This window comes from Oceanicella sp. SM1341, assembly GCF_003448965.1.
In the GTDB taxonomy this organism is placed as follows: Bacteria; Pseudomonadota; Alphaproteobacteria; order Rhodobacterales; family Rhodobacteraceae; genus Paroceanicella.
In genome coordinates, this window is the sequence record NZ_QRGC01000004.1 from 194,767 (window position 1) to 213,795 (window position 19,029).

General features: G+C 71.3%; 18 protein-coding genes. 9 read left to right on the forward strand and 9 right to left on the reverse strand.

Annotation, left to right across the window (positions count from 1 at the left end; genetic code table 11):
- Positions 1-147: 147 nt before the first annotated feature.
- The gene (locus D3P35_RS06205) at positions 148-1,641 is read right to left on the reverse strand and encodes a PLP-dependent aminotransferase family protein (protein WP_232830401.1); all 1,494 of its coding nucleotides are present in this window, start codon (positions 1,639-1,641) and stop codon (positions 148-150) included.
- A 137-nt stretch (positions 1,642-1,778) separates the two neighbouring features.
- Between D3P35_RS06205 and D3P35_RS06210 the strand changes: the two genes are divergently transcribed.
- From D3P35_RS06210 to D3P35_RS26705, 4 genes are all read left to right on the forward strand, one after another.
- Entirely contained in the window at positions 1,779-2,915 is a 1,137-nt protein-coding gene (locus tag D3P35_RS06210; protein WP_118133603.1) for an extracellular solute-binding protein, read from the forward strand.
- 132 nt (positions 2,916-3,047) lie between these two features.
- Complete coding sequence (locus D3P35_RS06215; RefSeq protein WP_118133604.1) at positions 3,048-4,142, forward strand: ABC transporter ATP-binding protein; 1,095 nt, start codon at positions 3,048-3,050, stop codon at positions 4,140-4,142.
- Complete coding sequence (locus tag D3P35_RS06220; RefSeq protein ID WP_118133605.1) at positions 4,139-5,068, forward strand: ABC transporter permease; 930 nt, start codon at positions 4,139-4,141, stop codon at positions 5,066-5,068. Before D3P35_RS06215 ends, D3P35_RS06220 begins: the two co-directional genes overlap by 4 nt.
- On the forward strand, positions 5,065-6,288 hold the full coding sequence (locus D3P35_RS26705) for an ABC transporter permease (protein ID WP_118133606.1): 1,224 nt from the start codon (positions 5,065-5,067) through the stop codon (positions 6,286-6,288). Before D3P35_RS06220 ends, D3P35_RS26705 begins: the two co-directional genes overlap by 4 nt.
- On the opposite strand, the gene D3P35_RS06230 is transcribed toward D3P35_RS26705, so the two are convergent.
- Positions 6,285-7,010: a tellurite resistance TerB family protein gene (locus tag D3P35_RS06230; RefSeq protein ID WP_118133607.1), complete on the reverse strand. Its 726-nt coding sequence runs from the start codon at positions 7,008-7,010 to the stop codon at positions 6,285-6,287. The genes D3P35_RS26705 and D3P35_RS06230 overlap by 4 nt on opposite strands.
- 118 nt (positions 7,011-7,128) lie before the next feature.
- Positions 7,129-8,127: an LLM class flavin-dependent oxidoreductase gene (locus D3P35_RS06235; RefSeq protein ID WP_118133608.1), complete on the reverse strand. Its 999-nt coding sequence runs from the start codon at positions 8,125-8,127 to the stop codon at positions 7,129-7,131.
- Between the two features lie 137 nt (positions 8,128-8,264).
- Here D3P35_RS06235 and nikR point away from each other — a divergent pair, with 137 nt between their 5' ends.
- Positions 8,265-8,717 (forward strand): nickel-responsive transcriptional regulator NikR, encoded by a 453-nt coding sequence (gene nikR / locus D3P35_RS06240; protein WP_118133609.1) that lies wholly within the window; start codon positions 8,265-8,267, stop codon positions 8,715-8,717.
- A gap of 43 nt (positions 8,718-8,760) precedes the next feature.
- Here nikR and D3P35_RS06245 read toward each other — a convergent pair whose 3' ends face one another.
- The gene (locus D3P35_RS06245) at positions 8,761-9,486 is read right to left on the reverse strand and encodes a DnaA N-terminal domain-containing protein (RefSeq protein ID WP_118133610.1); all 726 of its coding nucleotides are present in this window, start codon (positions 9,484-9,486) and stop codon (positions 8,761-8,763) included.
- Positions 9,487-10,010: 524 nt separating this feature from the next.
- On the opposite strand from D3P35_RS06245, the gene D3P35_RS06250 reads away from it, so the two are divergent.
- Complete coding sequence (locus D3P35_RS06250; RefSeq protein ID WP_118133611.1) at positions 10,011-11,333, forward strand: AAA family ATPase; 1,323 nt, start codon at positions 10,011-10,013, stop codon at positions 11,331-11,333.
- Positions 11,330-12,406 (forward strand): ParB N-terminal domain-containing protein, encoded by a 1,077-nt coding sequence (locus D3P35_RS06255; RefSeq protein WP_118133612.1) that lies wholly within the window; start codon positions 11,330-11,332, stop codon positions 12,404-12,406. The genes D3P35_RS06250 and D3P35_RS06255 overlap by 4 nt, the downstream gene beginning before the upstream one ends.
- A gap of 145 nt (positions 12,407-12,551) precedes the next feature.
- On the opposite strand, the gene D3P35_RS06260 is transcribed toward D3P35_RS06255, so the two are convergent.
- Positions 12,552-13,616 carry a quinoprotein relay system zinc metallohydrolase 2 gene (locus tag D3P35_RS06260; protein ID WP_118133613.1) on the reverse strand — a complete coding sequence of 355 codons (1,065 nt, stop codon included), beginning with the start codon at positions 13,614-13,616 and terminating at the stop codon, positions 12,552-12,554.
- A 152-nt stretch (positions 13,617-13,768) separates the two neighbouring features.
- Here D3P35_RS06260 and D3P35_RS06265 point away from each other — a divergent pair, with 152 nt between their 5' ends.
- Positions 13,769-14,575: a quinoprotein dehydrogenase-associated SoxYZ-like carrier gene (locus D3P35_RS06265; RefSeq protein WP_118133614.1), complete on the forward strand. Its 807-nt coding sequence runs from the start codon at positions 13,769-13,771 to the stop codon at positions 14,573-14,575.
- Positions 14,576-14,650: 75 nt separating this feature from the next.
- Here the strand turns inward: D3P35_RS06265 and D3P35_RS06270 are convergent, their stop codons facing one another.
- The 4 genes from D3P35_RS06270 to D3P35_RS06285 are packed head-to-tail and all read right to left on the reverse strand — an operon-like array spanning position 14,651 to position 17,947.
- Positions 14,651-15,007, reverse strand: coding sequence for a hypothetical protein (locus D3P35_RS06270; protein WP_118133615.1), 357 nt, complete (start codon positions 15,005-15,007; stop codon positions 14,651-14,653).
- Positions 15,008-15,009: 2 nt separating this feature from the next.
- Positions 15,010-15,690 carry a hypothetical protein gene (locus D3P35_RS06275; protein ID WP_118133616.1) on the reverse strand — a complete coding sequence of 227 codons (681 nt, stop codon included), beginning with the start codon at positions 15,688-15,690 and terminating at the stop codon, positions 15,010-15,012.
- Positions 15,687-16,367 (reverse strand): response regulator transcription factor, encoded by a 681-nt coding sequence (locus tag D3P35_RS06280; RefSeq protein ID WP_118133617.1) that lies wholly within the window; start codon positions 16,365-16,367, stop codon positions 15,687-15,689. The genes D3P35_RS06275 and D3P35_RS06280 overlap by 4 nt, the downstream gene beginning before the upstream one ends.
- Positions 16,364-17,947 carry a sensor histidine kinase KdpD gene (locus D3P35_RS06285; RefSeq protein ID WP_118133619.1) on the reverse strand — a complete coding sequence of 528 codons (1,584 nt, stop codon included), beginning with the start codon at positions 17,945-17,947 and terminating at the stop codon, positions 16,364-16,366. Before D3P35_RS06285 ends, D3P35_RS06280 begins: the two co-directional genes overlap by 4 nt.
- A 132-nt stretch (positions 17,948-18,079) precedes the next feature.
- On the opposite strand from D3P35_RS06285, the gene D3P35_RS06290 reads away from it, so the two are divergent.
- Positions 18,080-18,964, forward strand: a complete 885-nt coding sequence (locus D3P35_RS06290) for a GNAT family N-acetyltransferase (protein ID WP_198670486.1) — start codon at positions 18,080-18,082, stop codon at positions 18,962-18,964.
- The last annotated feature ends 65 nt before the right edge of the window (positions 18,965-19,029 follow it).

Below are 19,029 nucleotides of genomic sequence, written 5' to 3' on the forward strand. Positions count from 1 at the left end.
GGCATGTCGCCGGCAGCGGGACGCCCGGGGAGACAGGGAGGGGCGAGCGCCCCGGGCGAGGGTTTGGATGGCACCGCAGGCTGAAATCAGATGGCGCCTCAGGCAATTATTAAGATGGCGCCTCAGGCGAGGTCCCTGGATGGCGCCTCAGGCGCCAAGCTCGGCCATCGCCTCGGCAAGCTGGCGGATGCCCGGCGCGATGCGCTCGGTGCGGATGTAGGAAAAGCCGAGGCGCAGCCGGTCGGCCGCCGGCGCCGGGCCGAGGTAGTGGATGTCTCCCGGCTCCACCAGCACGCCGCGGCGGGCGGCGCGGCGGTTGAGGTCCCAGGCGGAGAGGCCCTCGGGCAGGCGGCACCACACGGAAGAGCCGCCGGTGGTGGGGGTCACGTGCACCCCCGGCATGTGCTCGGCAAGTGCCGCCATCAGCCGGCCCCAGTTGCGCGACATGCGCTCGCGCAGCCGGCGGCCATGCGCGTCGAGCTGGCCCTCGGCGATGAAGATCGCCATCGCCCGCTGGTCATGCGCCGACGGGTGGCGGGTGACGAGCCGGCGGTAGGCGCGCAGCTCCGCGATCAGCTCCGGCGCGGCGACGACGAAGCCCAGCCGCACGCCGGGAAACAGCGTCTTGGTGAGGCTGCCGACATGGATCACCCGGCCGGAATTGTCATAGCTCGCCACCGCGGCGCGCGGCGCGCCGTGGAAGGAGAGCTCCTGCTCGTAATCATCCTCGATGATGAGAAAGTCGTGGCGCCGCGCCGCCTCGATCAGCGCCAGCCGCCGCTCCAGCGCCAGCGTCACCGAGGTGGGAGACTGGTGCGAGGGCGTGACGTAGACGAGGTCGGTCCCTTCCAGCGCGGGCGAGATCACCAGCCCGTCGCCGTCGACCCTGAGCGGCACCAGCTCGGCCCCGGTGGCGGCGAAGATGTTGCGCGCGTCGACATAGCCGGGGTCTTCCAGCCCCACCCGGCGGCCCGGGGCGCAGAGCAGCCGCGCGAGGATGTAGAGCGCGTTCTGCGAGCCGGTGGTGACCAGCACCTGCTCCGGCCCCGCGAGGATGCCGCGCTGCGGCAACACCCGGGCGAGGATCTGCTCGACCAGCATCGGGTCGTCCGCGTCCACCTGGTCGGCCATCCACACCGGCGCGTGGTGGCCGGTGCCGGCGAGGCGGGTGGCGTCGCGCCAGCGGGCCAGCGACAGGCGGTCCGCCGCGGTCTGGCCGTAGATGAAGGGATAGGCGAAGTCGCGCCAGTTGGACGGTTTCACGATGTTGGGCGCGCGCGAGGGCGTGCAGGCCAGCAGCCGCGCCCAGGGGGCGGCCTCGGCCTCCGGCGCGAAGAGCGAGGCGGTGCGGGTTTTCAGCGGCTTGCGCAGGTGCTGGCGGATGTACTGGTCATGGATGAAATGGCCGCGCCGCTCGACCGGGCGGAGGTATCCGTCCTCGGCGAGCTTCTGGTAGACCAGCACGGCGGTGTTGCGCGAGACGCCCAGCATGCCCGCGAGCGCCCGGGAGGAGGGCAGCGGCTCGTGCGGTGGCAGCGCCCCGTCGAGGATCGCGTCCACCAGCCGCTCGTGGATGTGGTGCTGCAACGTGCGCCCGGGCTCGGGCGGCTCGCGGAAATAGGTCTGCAGCATCGGGTTCATCGCCGGCTCCCTGGCACCATAGATATCCCGCCGTGGATCTAACAGGGTTTTGCCGCAGCGCGGTAGCGTTTTCGGCAGGACAACAGGCCAGGGCGGGCGCGAGACCTCCCGGCATTCCCGACAGGAAGAGGTGAACGATGACCAAGCGCATTCCCGGCCTTACCCGCCGCAGCCTGCTGAAGGGCGGCGCCGCGGGCGCCACGCTGCTCGCCGCCCCCGCGATCGTCAGCCGCGCGGCGCTGGCCTCCTCGGGCGAGATCAACATCCTGATGTGGTCGGACTACCTGCCCGAGACCTTCCTCACCGCCTTCACCGAGGGCACGGGCATCAAGGTGAACTTCACCGGCATCGGCTCGAACGAGGAGATCATCAACAAGCTCAAGGCCACCCGCGGCCGGGGCTTCGACATCGTCTCGCCCACCAACAACCGCTCGCTGCAGTGGAAGGACATGGAGCTGCTCCAGCCCTTCGACATGAGCCGCGTCTCGCTCGACACGGTGAACCCCGCGATGGCCAAGATCGGCAGCACCGACTGGGCCTTCACCCCCGACGCGGTGTTCTGGCTGCCGCATATCTGGGGCACAGAGGGCATGGCCTGGCGCACCGACCTGTTCACGCCCGGCGGCGAGTTCCCCTCCTACGGCGACGTGTGGAAGGAGGAGAACGCCGGCAAGACCATGGGCCGCGACCACTCGATGATGCTCGGCGCCGGCCTCTACATGGAAACGATCGGCGACCTGGAGCCCGGCGACGTCTGGAAGGCCTATACCTCGCCCGAGGAGATGACCCGCGTCTGGACGAAGATCACCGACTGGTGCGTGGCCCGCAAGGGCAACATCAAGCTGTTCTGGAACGACGCCGACAGCCAGAAGAACGGGCTGCTGAACGAGGGCGTGATCGTGGGCCAGACCTGGGACGGCCCGCCGCTGGCGCTCAAGACCGCCGGCGAGCCGGTGATGTACCGCGCCCCCGCCGAGGGCGCGATGGCCTGGGTGGACGGGCTCGCCATGCCGGTGGGCGCCGAGAACACCGACGCGATCTACGAGTTCATCAAGTACGCCTTCACGCCCGAGCTCGCCGGCGAGGCCATCGACCACCACGGCTACAACTCCCCCGTGCTGGGCGCCGACAAGTTCGCCGGCGAGACCTACGCGAAGAACTTCGCCGATGCCTACCCCGGCGATGCGCTGGCGATGCTCAACCCCTGGCCGGCCGAGCCGCAGTGGTATGCCGACGCGCGCACCGAGTTCAAGAACCGGCTGCTGAGCGCCTGAGCCCGCCTGCCCGCGCCGACGGGTCCCGGGCCTGACCCGGGACCTCTGCCGCCCCGCCCGGGAGGCCCCGGGTCAGGCCCGGGGCGCCTCGGCGCGGGGCCCCTCCCCTTCTCGCAACAGGACAGGATGACGATGACCAAGGAGGTCGGGCTTTCCCATGTCACCGTGGAATTCGGTGACTACACGGCCGTCGACGACGCGCATCTCACCATCGCCGGCGGCGAGTTCTTCTCCTTCCTCGGCCCCTCGGGCTGCGGCAAGACCACCATCCTGCGCTGCATCTCCGGCTTCCAGGAGCCCTCCTACGGCAAGCTGCTGATCGGCGGGCGTGACATGCGCGGCATCGGGCCCAACAAGCGCCCCACCGCGCTCATCTTCCAGAACCTCGCCCTGTTCCCGCTGATGAGCGTGGCCGAGAACATCGCCTTCCCGCTCGAGGTGCGCGGCGTGGGGAAGAAGGAACGCCGCCGCCGCGCCGACGAACTGCTGGAGCTGATCGCCCTGCCCGGCCAGGGCGACAAGCGGGTCGATGCGCTCTCCGGCGGGCAGAAGCAGCGCGTGGCCATCGCCCGGGCACTGGCGGTGGAGCCCGACATCCTGCTGCTCGACGAGCCGCTCTCCGCCCTCGACCTCAAGCTGCGCCAGCACATGCGCACCGAGCTGCGCGCCATCCAGAAGCAGGTCGGCCTCACCTTCATCTACATCACCCATGACCAGGGCGAGGCGCTCACCATGTCCGACCGCGTGGCGGTGATGAGCCGGGGGAAAATCCAGCAGGTGGCCGACCCCGCGACGGTCTACAACGCCCCCGCGACCGGCTTCGTCGCCTCCTTCGTGGGCGAGAACAACATGTTCGAGGGCCGGATCGCCGCCCCCGCCGGCCCCGACGGCACGGCGGAGGTCGACCTCGGCCTCGGCGCCAGGGTGCGCGTGCAGGCCGCCCCCGGCCTCGGTGCGGGCGAGGCGGTGCAGGTCTTCGTGCGACCCGAGGCGCTCGAGCCCGGCGGCACCGCGCCGAACCGGCTCACCGCCCGGCTGGAGAAGGTGGAATTCGAGGGCGCCATGCGCCACCTCCTGCTGCGCGCGGCCGACGGCACGGCGCTGCGCGTGTCGCAGGTCAACACCGGCGGCGATGCCGGCCCCGGCCCCGATGCGCCGGTCGAGCTGGGCTTCGCGCCTGCGCAAGCCATCGCCCTGCCCCCCTCCGAACTGGCGCGCGCCGGATGAAGCCGCGCGGCAGCCTCTCCGCCTTCGCCGAGCGCAACGGCATTCCCGTCACGCTCTACCTGCTCACCTGCGTGGGCATCTGGGTGTTCCTGCTGGTGCTGCTGCCCCAGGTCACCATGCTCGACTACTCGTTCCGCGCCAACCTGCCGCCCTCGAAGGTGGGCGGGCCGGAGGATGTCTACACGCTCGAGCATTACCGCTACTTCCTGCTCGGCTCCTCGGCAAACCCCGACGGCTGGAACGCGCTCGACATCGGCGTGCTGGTGAAAACCCTCGTCGCGGCGCTGTTCGTCACCCTCTTCGACCTCGCGATCTGCTACCCCGTGGCCTTCCTGCTCGCCAAGGGCGTGCGCGGCGGCGGCGCGCGGCTGCTGATCCTCGCCCTCATCGTGCCCTTCTGGGTGAACGAGATCCTGCGCGCCTTCGCCTTCCGCATCCTGTTCGGCGCCACCGGCGTGCTCAACGAGACCGGCATGATGCTGGGCCTGTGGGAGGCGCCGATCGACTTCATCGGCTCCGACGTGGCGCTCTACGCCGGCCTCGGCTATGCCTATATCCTGCTGATGATCTTCCCGCTCTACAACGCCATCGAGAGCCTCGATTCCAACCAGCTGGAGGCGGCGCGGGACATGGGGGCGAGCTGGGCCCAGGTGCACCGCCGCGTGGTGATCCCCTACGCCAAGCCCGGCATCGCCTCGGGCTGCACCATGGTGTTCATGCTCTCGGCCGGCGCGCTCGCCGCGCCGCAGATCCTCGGCGGGCCGTCGAACCTGTGGTTCACCCAGCTGGTCTACCAATGGTTCAACTCGGGCGGAAACTGGCCGCGCGGCTCGGCCTATGCCATCATCCTGCTGGTGGTCTGCGTGGGCTTCGTGATGTTCATGATGCGGGTGTTCCGCGTCTCCATCGGGGCGATCGGACGATGAGGGGCCGGCTGCTCACCGGGGGTTACCTGCTCCTGTTCTTCGCCTATCTCTTCGGGCCGCTGGTGATCATGATCGGCACGGCGTTCAACTCCGCCGGCTTCCCGCGCCTCAGCCCGTGGGAGTGTTTCACCACCAACTGGTTCGGCCGGCTGCTGGCGGATGACCGCCTGCTCACGGGCCTGGGAAACTCGCTCCTGATCGGGCTCGGGGTGGTGATCGTCTCCACCCCCATCGGCCTCGCCGCGGCGCTGATGCTCTCCCAGGTGGGGGCGAAGCTGCGCGCCACGCTCTACACCATCTTCATCGCGCCGATCCTCGTGCCCGGCGTGGTGATCGGCCTCTCCACCCTGATCTTCTGGGACCGGGTGGGCGGCGCGCTCGACGCGGGCTACGACACGCTGTTCTACGACGGGTTCTTCCTCACCATCCTCGGCCAGGTCACCTTCATCTCGGCCTACTCGATGCTGGTGTTCCTCTCGCGCCTGCAGCGCTTCGACCCCACGCTCACCGAGGCGGCCCTCGACATGGGCGCCACCCCGACACAGGCCTTCGTGAAGATCCTGCTGCCCTTCGTGGCGCCGGCCATCGGCTCGGCCGCGGTGCTCGCCTTCCTCGCCTCGATGGAGAACTACAACACCACCGTCTTCACCGTGGTCTCGGAAAGCACCTTCACCACCGTGCTCGCCTCCAAGGTGCGCTACGGCATCGACCCCTCGATCTCCGCCATCGCGGTGATCATCGTGGGCCTCACCCTGATGGCCGCCCTCACCTACGAGGCGGCCCAGCAGCGCACGGCACTGGCCGGGCGCATCGCCGGCAACCCCGTGCTGCGCCGGCTGATGCACCCCGCGCCGGTGGGGCTCTTGCTCGTGGTGCTGGCGGGCGTGGCGGTCTGGGGTGGCTCGAGGGTGGATTCCTCGGCCTGCGAGGCACAGGTGCTGGAGGAGAAACGCGCCCTGCAGGAGCAGTACCGCACGGCCCCCACTCCTTCCAGCCCCGCGCCCGACACGCCGGCTGCGCCGCGTGACGGCGGGGCCGCCCCGGCCTCGCCCTTCAGCCCGGGCAATCTCGCGCCGGGCGGCGATGGCGGGGAGGCCCCCTCCCCTGCCGCGCCGGCATCGCCCTTCGCCCCCGGCAACCTGGCGCCGGGGGGCGGGGAGGAGAGCGAGGCACCAGCCTCGCCCTTCGCGCCGGGCAACCTCGCCCCGGGCAGCGACTAGGCGCCGAGCCCGCTGCGTGCCGCCTCGGCCTCGTGGTCGAGGTGGTCGCGCAGGCCGGCGGGCAGGTCGAGCTGCCGGGCGAGATCGTCGAGGTAGCGCCGCTCCTCCGGCGTGTCCGGGTCCACCGCCAGCACCGAGGCGAGGTAGATCTCGGCGCGCTGCTCGGTGGTGCGGGCCAGCCGGGCCACCGAGGCGGGGTCCGACGGTTCGGAGAACAGGTCGAACAGCGCCGCCTTCTCCTCCGCCCCGAGGCCGAGCTCGCGGATCTGGTCGCGGATGCGGCCGTGCTCCTCGCGGTCGATGTGATCGTCGGACTTCGCGGCGGAAATCATCGCGCGCATCAGCGCGATGCGGAAATCCTGGCCGCCGGCATCGCTGTCGTTGTCCACGTCGAAGCCGCTGCCTGGCGGCGGCGCGGGCAGGCTGCGCGGCTGCTCCTGCGGGGCGGCGGCCTTGTTGCCCTGCCAGTCGCGGTAGGCCTTGTAGGCAAGCCCGCCCACCGCGGCCATTCCGCCGTATTTCAACGCCTTGCCGCCCAGCTTGCGGCCGGTCTTGGTGCCCAGCACGAGGGCGATCAGCCCGCCTGCCGCCGCACCCCCCGCCAGCCCGCCGGGCAGGCCGGAGCCCTGGCCGCGCCCGGCCGCGGCATCCTCACGCCCCGCGCTGCCGCCCTTGCCGCTGCCCGCGCCGAGGAACCCTTCAAGAAGCCTGTTAACGTCCATGAGCAAGTCGCCTCCCGGTTGTTGAACATGCAGGGGAGTTATGGAGCACCCCCCTGCCCCGCAAGGGAAGCTCTTGCCGCACCCCGGCGCGCGGGATGCGGCCCAAGGCCCCGGCCGCTCAGGCCGCGCGGGGCAGCGCCACCGCGTCCGAGAGCAGCTCGAAAGAGCGCAGCCGTGCGCCGTGATCATGCACCGGGCCGGAGACGATCACCTCGTCCGCGCGGGTGCGGGCGATGAAACCGTCGAGCCCGGCCTTCGCCTCGGCCGGCGTGCCGATGAACGAACAGGACAACGTGTGCTCCAGCAGCCGCAGCGCCGAGGGGTCGAGGGTGGAGAGGTAATCCGCCTTCGGCCGCGGCAGCAGCCCGGGCCGGCCGGAGCGCAGGTTCACGAAGGCCTGCTGCTGGGAGGTGAAGAGCTCGGCCGCCTCCGCGCCGCTCTCCGCGGTCACCACGTTGCAGGCCACCATCACGTAGGGCTCGGCGAGGTACTCCGAGGGCTGGAAGCGCTCGCGGTAGAGGGCGATGGCGTCGTCCAGCGCCTGCGGGGCGAAATGCGAGGCGAAGGCGTATGGCAGGCCCAGCAGGGCGGCGAGCTGCGCGCCGTAGAGGCTGGAGCCGAGGATCCACACGTTCACGTCGAGCCCCGCACCGGGCACGGCGCGGATCGGCTGTCCGGGCGCGGCCGGCTTGAAGAAGCCCAGCAGTTCCACCACGTCGTCGGGGAAACGGTCGGCCGCGGCCATCAGGTCGCGCCGCATCGCCATGGCGGTGCGCTGGTCGGTGCCCGGCGCGCGGCCCAGCCCGAGGTCCACCCGGCCGGGGTGCAGGGCAGCGAGCGTGCCGAACTGCTCGGCGATGATCAGCGGCGCATGGTTGGGCAGCATGATGCCCCCTGCCCCGATGCGGATGGTCTTCGTGCCGGAGGCGACATGGGCCAGCGCCACGGCGGTGGCGGCGCTGGCGATACCGGGCATGTTGTGGTGCTCGGCCATCCAGAAGCGGTGATAGCCCCAGGCCTCGGCATGGCGCGCGAGGTCGAGACTGTTGCGCAGGGCCGAGCCGGCATCGGAGCCGTCGGGTACAGGCGCGAGATCGAGGATCGAGAGACGGGTCATGAGATGAGAGTAGTGTGCATACGCACGCTTTTCCAGAGCCCGCTGCACCGCCGCCGCACGCGTGCTATAGCGGTGGCGAAGAGCGCCGGCGCTCCGGGCCCCCGGGCCCGGCCGCCCCGCCGAGCCGGAGAGGACGCATGCAGAGAATTACCGTTTCGCTCGATGACGAGATCGTCGAGATGATCGACCGGTTCATGACCCGGCGCGGGGCCACGAACCGCTCCGAGGCGCTGCGCGACATGGTGCGCGCCGCCGCCGCGCAGGACACGCTGGAGGACACGGCGGACGACAGCCCCTGCGTGGCCACGCTGAGCTACGTCTACGACCACGAGCGCCGCGACCTCACCCGCCGGGTGAACACCGCCCATCACCACCGGCACGATCTCTCGGTGGCCACCATGCACGTGCATCTCGACCACGGCACCTGCCTGGAGGTGTCGGTGCTCAAGGGCCCGGCCGCCGAGCTGCGCGGCCTCGCCGACGAGGTCACCAACGAGCGCGGGGTGCGCCATGGCCGCCTGCACGTGCTGCCGCAGGAACTGGAGCCGGGGGAACCGCACAGCCACGCGGAAACCGAGAAACGAAACTGAGGCGCGACACGCTTTCGCCAACGCATGAAGGCACGGGATTTTCTCACGAATCCCGGCCGGCCGAATTGACCCCGATGCGCAGGCGAACGGCCTCTTCCGCGGCATCGGAGGCCACGCGCTCGAGCCTGTCGCGCAGGTGGATGTCGACATAGCCGGCCACGAAGGCCGAGGGCGCGCCGAGGCGCAGCTCCCCCGCTTCCATCGCCTCGAAGCGCAGCCCGGCGAACCAGCTTCGGAACAGGCCGGGGTCTTCCTGGCGCAGGCGGCGGCAGATGCCGGCCCAGAACGGGTCCTGCCCCTCTTCCGCCGGTGCCTCGCCCTCGGCCGGGAAGAGCGGAACCACCTTGGGCGCGGGGGCCGCCTCCGGCGCCGCTCCGCCGCGCGAGGCCTCCATGCGCTCCACGTAATCCGTGCCCACCTTGTGCCAGCCCTCGGCCGTCACCCGCTCGATGCCGGTATGGTCGAGCCGGTACACGGCCACCCTGCCCCGGGCCGCCGGGCGCTTCACATCGATCAGCCCGGCCTCGCGCAGCCGCTTCAGCTCGCGCTTCGCCGTGCGCTCGTCGACCGACCACAGCCGGGCGAGATCGCGGCAGCCGATGGAAATCTCGTCGGCCTGCCAGTTGTAGCGCGCCGTGATCATCGCGATCAGGCGCAGGGTCGTGGTGCGTCGCGCCGGTGCGCCGGACAGACCGAGCACGGCAAGCGCCGTGAGAAGGTCGTATTTCCGCACCGGGGCCGTGCTGCCCGTCAGTCGGTTCGTCGTCATGCCTGTACCTGCCCGCGCCGGGCTTCATCGGCCCGGTCGTTCCTTGGTGCGCCGCATCGCCCCCGGGCCCTGCCCTTGCGGGCCGGCCCCTCCGTTCCACCTCTGTCTGTCCCTGGCGGGACGGGCGGTTCTGCTCTGCCGGAGAGCGGTTTGGGGCTAAACTGGGGCCCTGACCGTCCCGAGGATTCGCGGCATCTCGTTTGTTGGCAAAATTAGGCGGGTTTTCCCGTTCTTTGTCAACAGGCATCGGAAAACGGGTTTTCCCGCTCTTTCCAAAAAAGATCGAAAAAATCAGGATTATTGGTAATGGGGGACAGGCTGCGTGTCACCTTATCAATGGTTTGCTGTCACCTCAACAGGGTCGATCCCGCCCGGCCTGTCACCTCATCTGCGGCGAATGGCAGTTTTCTCCCGTATTTTGCCGTGATGAGGCGAAACGCGCGAAATTTGCATTTTCCCGTTTGGCCGAGAGTCGATTTCGCGTTATTGCTTGTGCGAGCAGAAATAACACGAGGCACCCTCCGATGCAGGACCATTCTCATCTCCTGGCCATGAATGCGCGCTCGCTCGCGCAGCAGGCCGCCGTGCGCCGCGCCACCTTCTCACCCCAGGAAGTGAAGACGCTGAGGCCCTTCTCCATATGGGAGATGAGCCAGTTCATGTTCGACGTGCCGGCGGACACCATCCGCAAGAAGCTCGCCGACGACCCCTCCCTGCCCCAGGGCACCACCTTCGAGGACGGCGGCCGCCAGCGCTGGTACTCGCTCGAGGAGATCAACGAGATCCGCCGCCGGGTGCGCTTTCGCGGCAAGTCGCTGTTGCCCGAGCGCCCGGGCGGCCGGGCGATCCGCATCGCGGTGTCGAACTTCAAGGGCGGCGTGGGCAAGACCGTGGTCGCCCAGCATTTCGCCAATGCCGCCGCCCTCGACGGCTACCGCGTGCTGGTGGTCGACTTCGACCCCCAGGCCACGATGACCCATTCCATGGGCCTCACCGAGGTGCGCGAGGAAAACACCGTCTGGGGCATCATGTGCCGTGACCTCTGCCGCGAGGCGGACCGCATCATGGCGAGCTACGACGACCCCGAGGAATGCCCCTACCCTTCCGCCGACGAGCTGCCGCGCGACGTGGTGGCCGTGGGCGCGCATCGGGTGCAGGATTTCATCCAGCCCACCTGCTGGCCCACCATCGACATCATCCCCTCCTGCGCCAACGCGGCCTTCGTGGAGTTCGCCTCCGCCCAGTACCGCTCGCTGCACAAGGCCTGGTCGTTCTTCGGCTGCGTGGCGCGCTACCTCGACGAGCTGCCGGACGACCAGTACGACATGATCATCTTCGACTGCCCGCCGGCCATCGGCTACCAGTCGCTCAACGCGGCCTTCGCGGCAGACATCCTCTACATCCCCTCGGGCCCCGGCTACTGGGAATACGATTCCACCACCAGCTTCCTCGGCCAGCTCGGCGACGCGATGGAGGACATCTCCACCGGCTTTGCCCAGATGGCCGAGGAATCCGGCCTCACCCTGCCCAAGCAGTTCATGGACGTGCGGGTGCTGATGACCCGTTTCGAGCCCTCGAACGACCTGCATGTCGCGATGCTCGGGGCCTTCCGCAACGTGTTCGGCGCCGATGTCTGCGCGCACCCGATCGAGATGACCCGGGCGGTCGAACAGTCCGGCCGCTTCCAGATGTCGGTCTACGAGCAGGACTACCGGCAGATGACCCGCGAGACCTGGAAGCGCGCGCGGCTCTCCTTCGACCAGGCCTACTCGGAATTCCGCGACACGGTGCTGGCCCGCTGGCGCGAGGTCGGCCAAGGCAGCGCGGCGCGGAGGGCGGCACAATGAGCAGCAAGAACCGTTTCGGCTTCGACGTGCCCTCGGCTCCCGGCAGTTCCGGCGGCGTCTCGCGCAACCGCGGCGTGGGCCCGATGTCGGCGGCCGTGCGCGACGCGGCGGAAAACCTGCAGGAGAGCACCGAGGCCAAGATGGAGGCCCGCCGCCGCAACGCCGCCGAGGCCAAGGAATATCGCGCGGCGCTCGAAGGCGGTCTGGTGCTGTCGCGCATCCCGCTCGACGAGGTGCGCCAGGACGACCTGCCGCGTGACCGCCTCGACCTCGAGGCCGTCGCCAGTTCCGACGAGATGGACGAGCTGAAGGCCTCGATCCTCGCGCATGGCCAGAAGGAACCGGTGGAGCTGTTCCGCAAGCATGACGGCACGCTGCAGCTCAAGAAGGGCTGGCGGCGCCTCACCGCGCTGCGCCAGCTCCACGCCCATACCGGCGACGAGGCTTTCGCCACGGTTCTCGCCCGCGTGGTCGACCGCTCGGAGGAGCGCACGGCGCTCTACATCGACATGGTCGAGGAGAACGCGATCCGCGAAGACCTGACCTTCGCGGAGATGGCCATGCTCGCCATCTCCGCGGCGGCCGATCCCGCCATCGCCGAGACATCGCCGGAAGCGCTGGTCGGCACGCTCTACGCCTCGCTGCACAAGATGAAGCGCTCGTACATCCGCGCTTTCGTGCAGCTTCTCTCGGCGCTCGGGGATGACCTGAAGTGGCCCAAGGCGGTGTCGCGAAACCTCGGGGTGGAAGTGGCGCGCCGGCTGCGCGACAACGCCGACCAGCTTGCTGATCTGCGCGCGCGCCTGGCAAGTGCGCAGGGCATCGACGAGCAGACGCAGATCCTGCTGGAGTTCGGCGCGGCGCCCGAGACGCCGGCTGCGGCCCCCGTGCGTGCGAAGGGTGCCGGCCGGGAAAAGTACGAGTTCCACCTCGGCAGCACCAAGGTGACGGCTCGCAAGGGCGAGTGCCGGATCAAGGACGATCTCGACTTCGCCGACATCGACCGCGACGTGCTGGAGGAGGCGGTTGCCGCCTTCAACGCCGTGGTGCGCTCGCGCCGGCAGGGGCGGTAACCCACGGGTTACCCGGGGTGCGGAAAGGCGCCCCGGGGCGTCCGGGCAGGCGGGGTAACCCGCGGGTTACCCCGCAGGACAGCCGGAGGCCGACGAAACAGGGGCCGTGCAGCAGCGCGGCCCTTGTTCTTTTGCGGCAAGAACATTATAGGAACAGGATTTCACTCCCATTCCAGCTCTCCTTGTAGGCGGCGGTGGCGTTCCTGGGGTTGTAGAGCGGGAACAATTCCCACGCGCCGGAGAGCCCCGCGCCGAGATGACGGGTGGCCTCCGTCATGCTTTCACCGGCGGCGAGTGCGGCGCGGGTCTCGGCCACGAGGGCCGAGAGGTAGTCCCGCGTCGGCGCAAGGCCCTCGGGCCAGGGCAGGGACACCGGCCCGTGGCCCGGCACCATCCTCGCGCCGGGCCGACTGCCCAGGTCCTCGAGGACCGAGAGCCAGCCGAGCACGCTGCCGTCCAGCACCGGGGTGTGGCGGGCGAAGGCGAGGTCGGACAGCCAGAGCGTGCCGGTCGCCTCGTCCGTCACGATCAGGTCGTTGTCGGTGTGCGCGGTGGGCATCGCCTCGAGGCGCAGCACCCGGCCGCCAAGGTCGAGCGCGAGCGGCGCGCCGGGGCTGACGTGCAGCGCCCCGGGCGCCGAGGCCAGCGCGGCGGGCACGCGCGTGGCACCCCAGGCACGGGGCCCCACCTGTGCCTCCCAGCCATGGGCATAGCTCTCCGCCCGGTTGCGCAGGGCGTCGGGCAGGCGGGCATGGGTGACCAGCCGCGCGCCCGCCTCGGCGAACACTTCGGCGCCCAGCACGTGGTCCGGGTGCATGTGGGTGAGGATCAGCCAGCGCACCGGCAGGTCGGTGCGCGCGCGTATGGCGGTGAGCAGCGCCTCGCCCATGTTGCGCGAGCCCCCGGCGTCGATCACCGCCACCGCCCCGGCGCCGATGACGAAGCCGACATTCGCCTGGTCTCCGCCGTTCGCGGGCGAAGGCTCCTCCACCGGCCCGGGATGAACGAAGAGCCCGGGAGCCACTTCCGTCACCTCCAGCGCGGGCAGGGTGCCGCAGCGCCAGCCTTGCGCCCGCAGGGCAGGGCGGTCCGCCACCCAGGCGCGGACTGCCGCCTCGGCGCCCGCGGGGCAGGGGGCGGCGGGCAGCATGTGCTCGGTGCAGATGTCGGGCCGGGCAGCGAGGCAGAGCGCGAGCAACAGATCGAGCATGGCAATGGTCCTCCCCGGGGGTCCTCCCGGCGGCGATCCTAGGCAGGGCCTCGCGCCGCCCGGCATGGGACCATCGTCGGATGGAGTGCGGCCGTCCCCGCGCTATACTGGCGCTCCGCCCGCGCAAGAGGCGAACAGGGGAGATCGGAGCCATGCGCACCAGCAGGATCCTCGCGGCCGCCCTGGCGGTGGCCCTCGCCGGCCCGCTCGCCGCACAGCAGGCCGACAATCCCATGCAGCCGAGCGAGAGCTGGGACGCGCTGCGCCCCGATATCGCCGGCGATGCCGAGCTGCTGGACGGGGCAGGGGTGTTCAGCCTCGATGCCCCCTACCGCGCGCATGACGCGGCGCTCGTGCCGGTGCACGTGGTGCAGGAGGGCGGGGCCCGCATCGTGAAGCTCACCCTGGTGGTGGACGAGAACCCCGCCCCCGTGGTGGCCGAGTTCCGCTTCGGCCCGGCCATCGGCAGGCTCGACCTCGAGACCCGGGTGAGGGTGAACGAATACTCCAACATCCGTGCCCTGGCCGAGACCGAGGACGGCAGGGTCTACATGACCGGCCGCTTCGTGAAGGCCTCGGGCGGCTGTGCGGCGCCGGCGATGAAGGATTCGGTGGCCGCCGGGAACGCCCTGGGCCAGATGCGCCTGCGGGCCTTTGCGCCCGAGGCGCCGGGCGAGCGCGGCCTCGCCCAGGTGATGCTGCGCCACCCCAACTACTCGGGCCTGCAGCGCAACCAGGTCACCCAGCTATACATCCCGGCCCGGTTCGTGGACATGCTCGAGGTCCGACAGGGCGAGGAGACGCTCTTCACCATGACCGGCGGCATCTCCCTCAGCGAAGACCCCACCTTCCGCTTCGCCTACACCGACAACGGCGCCCCCTTCATCACCATCCGCGCCACCGACACCGACGGCGAGGTGTTCCAGGAGGCTTTCCCCTCGCCGGCCTTCAACGGCTGAAAACGCCGGAATCGCAAAATCGCGATTCCGGGATTCGCGAAATTCTCGGATTTCGGAATTTGCACCCCAGGGGCGTCAGAAGCAGCGCACCTCGGCCTCGGCCTGGGCCCGGCGCAGGTCGGCCACCACGCCCTTGGCCTCGGCGGAATTGCGCAGTGCCGCCACCCGCTCGCCGCCCATCTGGGTGACGGAGAGCACCGTCTCCGCCTCCTCGTAATCGGTGAAGGGCAGGATGGTGGCGATCACGTCGATCGAGCAGGAGCAACGGCGCAGCATGTCCCGCGTCTGGCCGTTCGCGGCCATGCAGGCAAAGACGTAGTCGGCCCGCGTCTCGGTCGGGTAGTCGTTGAGATCGGCCGGGCTCTGCGGCAGGGCAGGGGCCCCGGCGAAGGCCAGCAGGCAGGCAAGGGCGGGGGCTGCAAGGCGGGGCATGCTCAGTTCTCCTCGACACGTTCGAGCGTGGCGCGCTCGCGGTAGGTCACCGGGCCCTGCGCCGGCTCGGGCGTGCTGGCCGAGAGCAGCAGCATGCCGCCCGGCACCGCGTCGGACACGATGAAGCGCAGCTCCAGCCCGGCGAAATCGCCCATCCGCTCGCGGTTCGGGTCGTCGGCGAAAGGGGTGAAGGTGAGCTCGGTCGCGGCCAGCTTCCGGCCGTCGAACTCCGCCTCCACCGGGCGGGCGCTGCCGCCGCGGAACAGCGCGTCCTTGAAGCGGTTGCGGATGTAGAACGGGCTGCCGCCGGTGACCGAGGCCATGGCGCGCAGGCTCGATTCGAGGAAGGTCATCAGCACCGGGTTACCCCCGCTGCCAGGGAAGGGGTTCAGCTCGCGCAAGCCCGTGCCCTCCTGCAGGGTGAGCAGCGCCTCGCGGCCCGTGGTGCCCGCGTCGCCCGGCGGCGCGTCGCGCAGCGCGAGCGCGATGCTGCCGGTGTCGAAGGGGCGCAGCTGCTCCTGCGGCCCGGTGCCCTCGCGGGTGAAATCGTAGTGCAGCGTCGTGCCCACCGCCACGGGCGCGAGGGCGTCCGCATCGAACAGCAGTTCCCCCGCTTCGTCGCCGGATGCGGGCGAGCCGAGCGCGAGCGCCGCGGCAAGGGCGAGGATGGCCGGTCTGATCATTCCGAAGTCTCCATGAGCACGAACCCCCTTCCCCTTACCGTTCTGAGGTCGAGGCCGAAATCCGACATTGGTGCCAGCTTGCGGCGCAGGTAGCCGATGTAGACATCGACAACATTCTCCGAGCTGCCCCCGGTTCCGGCCCAGAGCGTGTCGAAGATCTCGCCGCGCGAGAGGATCCGGCCGCGGTGCTCCATCAGCAGGCCCAGCAGCAGCCCTTCCCGGTCGGTGAGTTGCACGCTGCGGGTGGGGCCGATGGCGAGGCGGCGCTCGGGGTCGTAGCTCAGCCGCGGCCCGGGAGAGGCAGGGCCGGCGCGGCGGCGGGCCTGCACGCGGATGCGCGCCGCGAGGTCGGCGAGATCGAACGGCTTGGCGACGTAGTCGTCGGCGCCCGCCTCCAGCCCCTCGGCCCGGTCGTCCACGCCGGAGAGGGCGGAGAGCATCACGATGGGCGCGGTCATGCCGGCCCGGCGCAGGGCGCGCACCAGGTCGCGGCCGTCCTCGCTGCCCAGCATCACGTCGATCACCGCGGCGGAGAAGCCGCGCTCGCGGCCCATGCGCAGGGCGGTGCCCGCGTCATGCGCCACCATCACCTCGAAGCCGGCCCGCCCCAGCCCGCGCTGCAGGGCGGAGGCGATGTCCTCGTCGTCCTCGGCCACCAGCACCGGAAGCTCGCTCATCGCCCGCCCTCCGCGCCGGCGGGGGGCAGGGCGAGGGTCACCCGCGTGCCGCGCCCCTCCTCCACCGGGCTCTCGAGCGTGATCTCGCCGCCGTGCTGCTCCATCACCCATGCGGCGAGCGCGAGCCCCACGCCGAAGCCGGTGCCGGCCCGGGCATCGCTGCCGCGCGCGTGGCGTGTGAAGATGCGCTGCTGATCGGACATCGGCACGCCTTCCCCCCTGTCGGTTATCGTTGCCTCCATCCTATCGCCTCGCGGCCCCGCGGCAACGGTGATCGTGCTGCCGCGCGGCGCGTGGCGCACCGCGTTGTCGATCACGCCGGAGGCGACCTGGCGCAGCCAGTCCCGGTCGCCCTCCACGGTGAGGCCGGGGGCGAGCCGCGCCTCGATCTCCACCCCCTGCCGGCGGGCGAGGGGGCTCGCGTCCTCGATCGCGTCGGCGAGGGCGGGGGCGAGGTCGAAGGGTTCGCGCACCAGCTCGATGCGGCCGCTCTCCGAGCGCGCGATGCGCAGCAGGTCGTCGATGCGCCGCGCCAGCCGCCGGGCGCGCTGGCCGATCAGCCGGAAGCCGGCCTTCGCCTCCGCCTCGGGCAGGGGGGGCTCGGCCGCGCCGATATCGGCCTCCGCGAGGATCACGGTGAGCGGGGTGCGCAGCTCGTGGCCGACGTCGGAGAAGAAGCGCCGGCGTTCGCTGTCCACCCGCTCGAGCCGGGCGTTCGCGGCGCTCAGCTCGGCCGTGCGGTCCGAGACCAGGGTCTCGAGCCGGGCGCGGTCGCGGTCCACCGCGGCGCGGCGGCGGCGCACCCGGGCGGCGGCGCGGTTGATCTGCGCGAGCACGAGGCCGAGCTCGTCGCGCCGGTCGGGCGGCAGGAGGCGGGCGTCGGAGCGCCCGATCGCTGCCGCCGCGTCGGCCACGCGCTGCAGCCGCCGCGACAGCGGGCGCACCAGCAGCACGTAGAACCCGGCGAGCGCGGCGGCGGCGAACAGCGCCGCCCCCGCCGCCAGCCGGCGCAGGCGCTGGCCCAGGGCGGTGATCTCGCGGCCCACCTCGTCACGCGCGCGGCGGTCTTCCTCGATGGCCTGGTTTAGCAGCGGCGAGAAGCGGGTGGCGAAGCCGTCGAGCAGGCTGCGCATGGTCCCGCTGTCGGCGGTGCCGGCGGCCTCGCGGGCGAGCGCGGCGAAGGTGGCGCGCATGCGTGCGAGCCCGATGCTGCGCGAGGCGCGGCGCATCTGCTCCACCTCGGTGCGCCCGGCGGCGACATCCGCGCCCATGCCGGCCGCCACCCGGGCGAAGGCCGCGTCCACCACCGTGCCGCGGGTCTCGAGCCGGGCGCGGCGCTCGGCCTCCGGCGTGGGCACGGTCACCCCCTCCATCGCGACCACGGCGAATTCCCCCACCCGGGCGGAGAGCATGGCCAGCGAGTCGAGCCGCGCCTCGGCCGCCTTGTCGAGGGCGATGAGCGTGCTGATGCGCCCCACGCCCCAGGCCGCGAGCCCCGCGCCCGCGAGCGCCGCGAGCGCGATCAGCCCGGCCGCGGCCACCAGCCGCATCCTCAGCGACAGCCGCCATCTGCGATGCATCGGCCGTAATCCTCCCCGTTTTTCCGATCACAGAGCATGAAATCGGCCGCCGGGGAAGGGGCAGGCGCCGAAGTGCTTGGCTTTCGCCCGCTTTCCCGCGATTGTGCGCGCCCGGATGACAGGAGGCAATGCATGCAGAAGCACAGCGAAAGCCGGAGCCCGGACCGGACACAGACCGGCCCCGTCCTCGTGCCGATGAGCCCCGCGCGGCTGGAGGGCGCGGTGGCGCTGTCGCGCGCGGTGGGCTGGTCACACCGCGCGGAGGACTGGGGGCTGGTGGCCGGGCTGTCGCAGGGGCTGGTGGCGCTCGAGGGCGAGCGCGTGGTGGGCTCGATCCTGCGCACCGCCTTCGCGCCCGGGCATGCACGCATCTCGATGGTCATCGTCGACCCCACGCGCCAGGGGCGCGGCATCGGGCGCAGGCTGCTGCGCGGGGTGATGGAGGGCGACACCAGCTCCTACGGCCTCACCGCGACCGACGAGGGCCTGGCCCTCTACCGCTCCGAGGGGTTCGAGCCCACGGACCCGGTGCACCAGCACCAGGGCGCCGCGCCGCGCGCCCTGCCGCCCGCCGGCCCGCGCCGGGCGGCGCCGGGGCAGCTCGCCGCGCTCTGCGCCCTCGACCGCGCCGCGACCGGGCTCGACCGCTCCGCCCTGCTCGGCCTGCTGATGCAGCGCGGCGAGGTCTTCGTCGAAGGACCGGAGGAGGCGCCGGAGGGCTATGCCGTGCGCCGCTGCTTCGGGCGCGGCACGCTGGTGGGGCCGGTGGTCGCCACCGCGCGCGAGACCGCCTTCCGCCTCGCCGCCCATGCGCTGCTCTGCGGCGGGCCGGGCGGCTTCGTGCGCATCGACTGCACGCGCGCCGGCGGGCTCTCGCCCCTCGTCTCCGGGCTCGGCCTGCCGGGCAAGGACGGCGGCACGCAGATGATTGCGGGCCCCGGGGTGCTGCGCCCGCAGCCCGCGCGCGGCGCAGGCGCGCCGCGGGTGTTCGCCCTGTCGAGCCAGGCGCTCGGCTGAGCGCGGCTTGCGCGCCGTGGCCTGCCGTGGCACCCATGGCTCCCCGGCCGCCCAGGCCCGGCAGG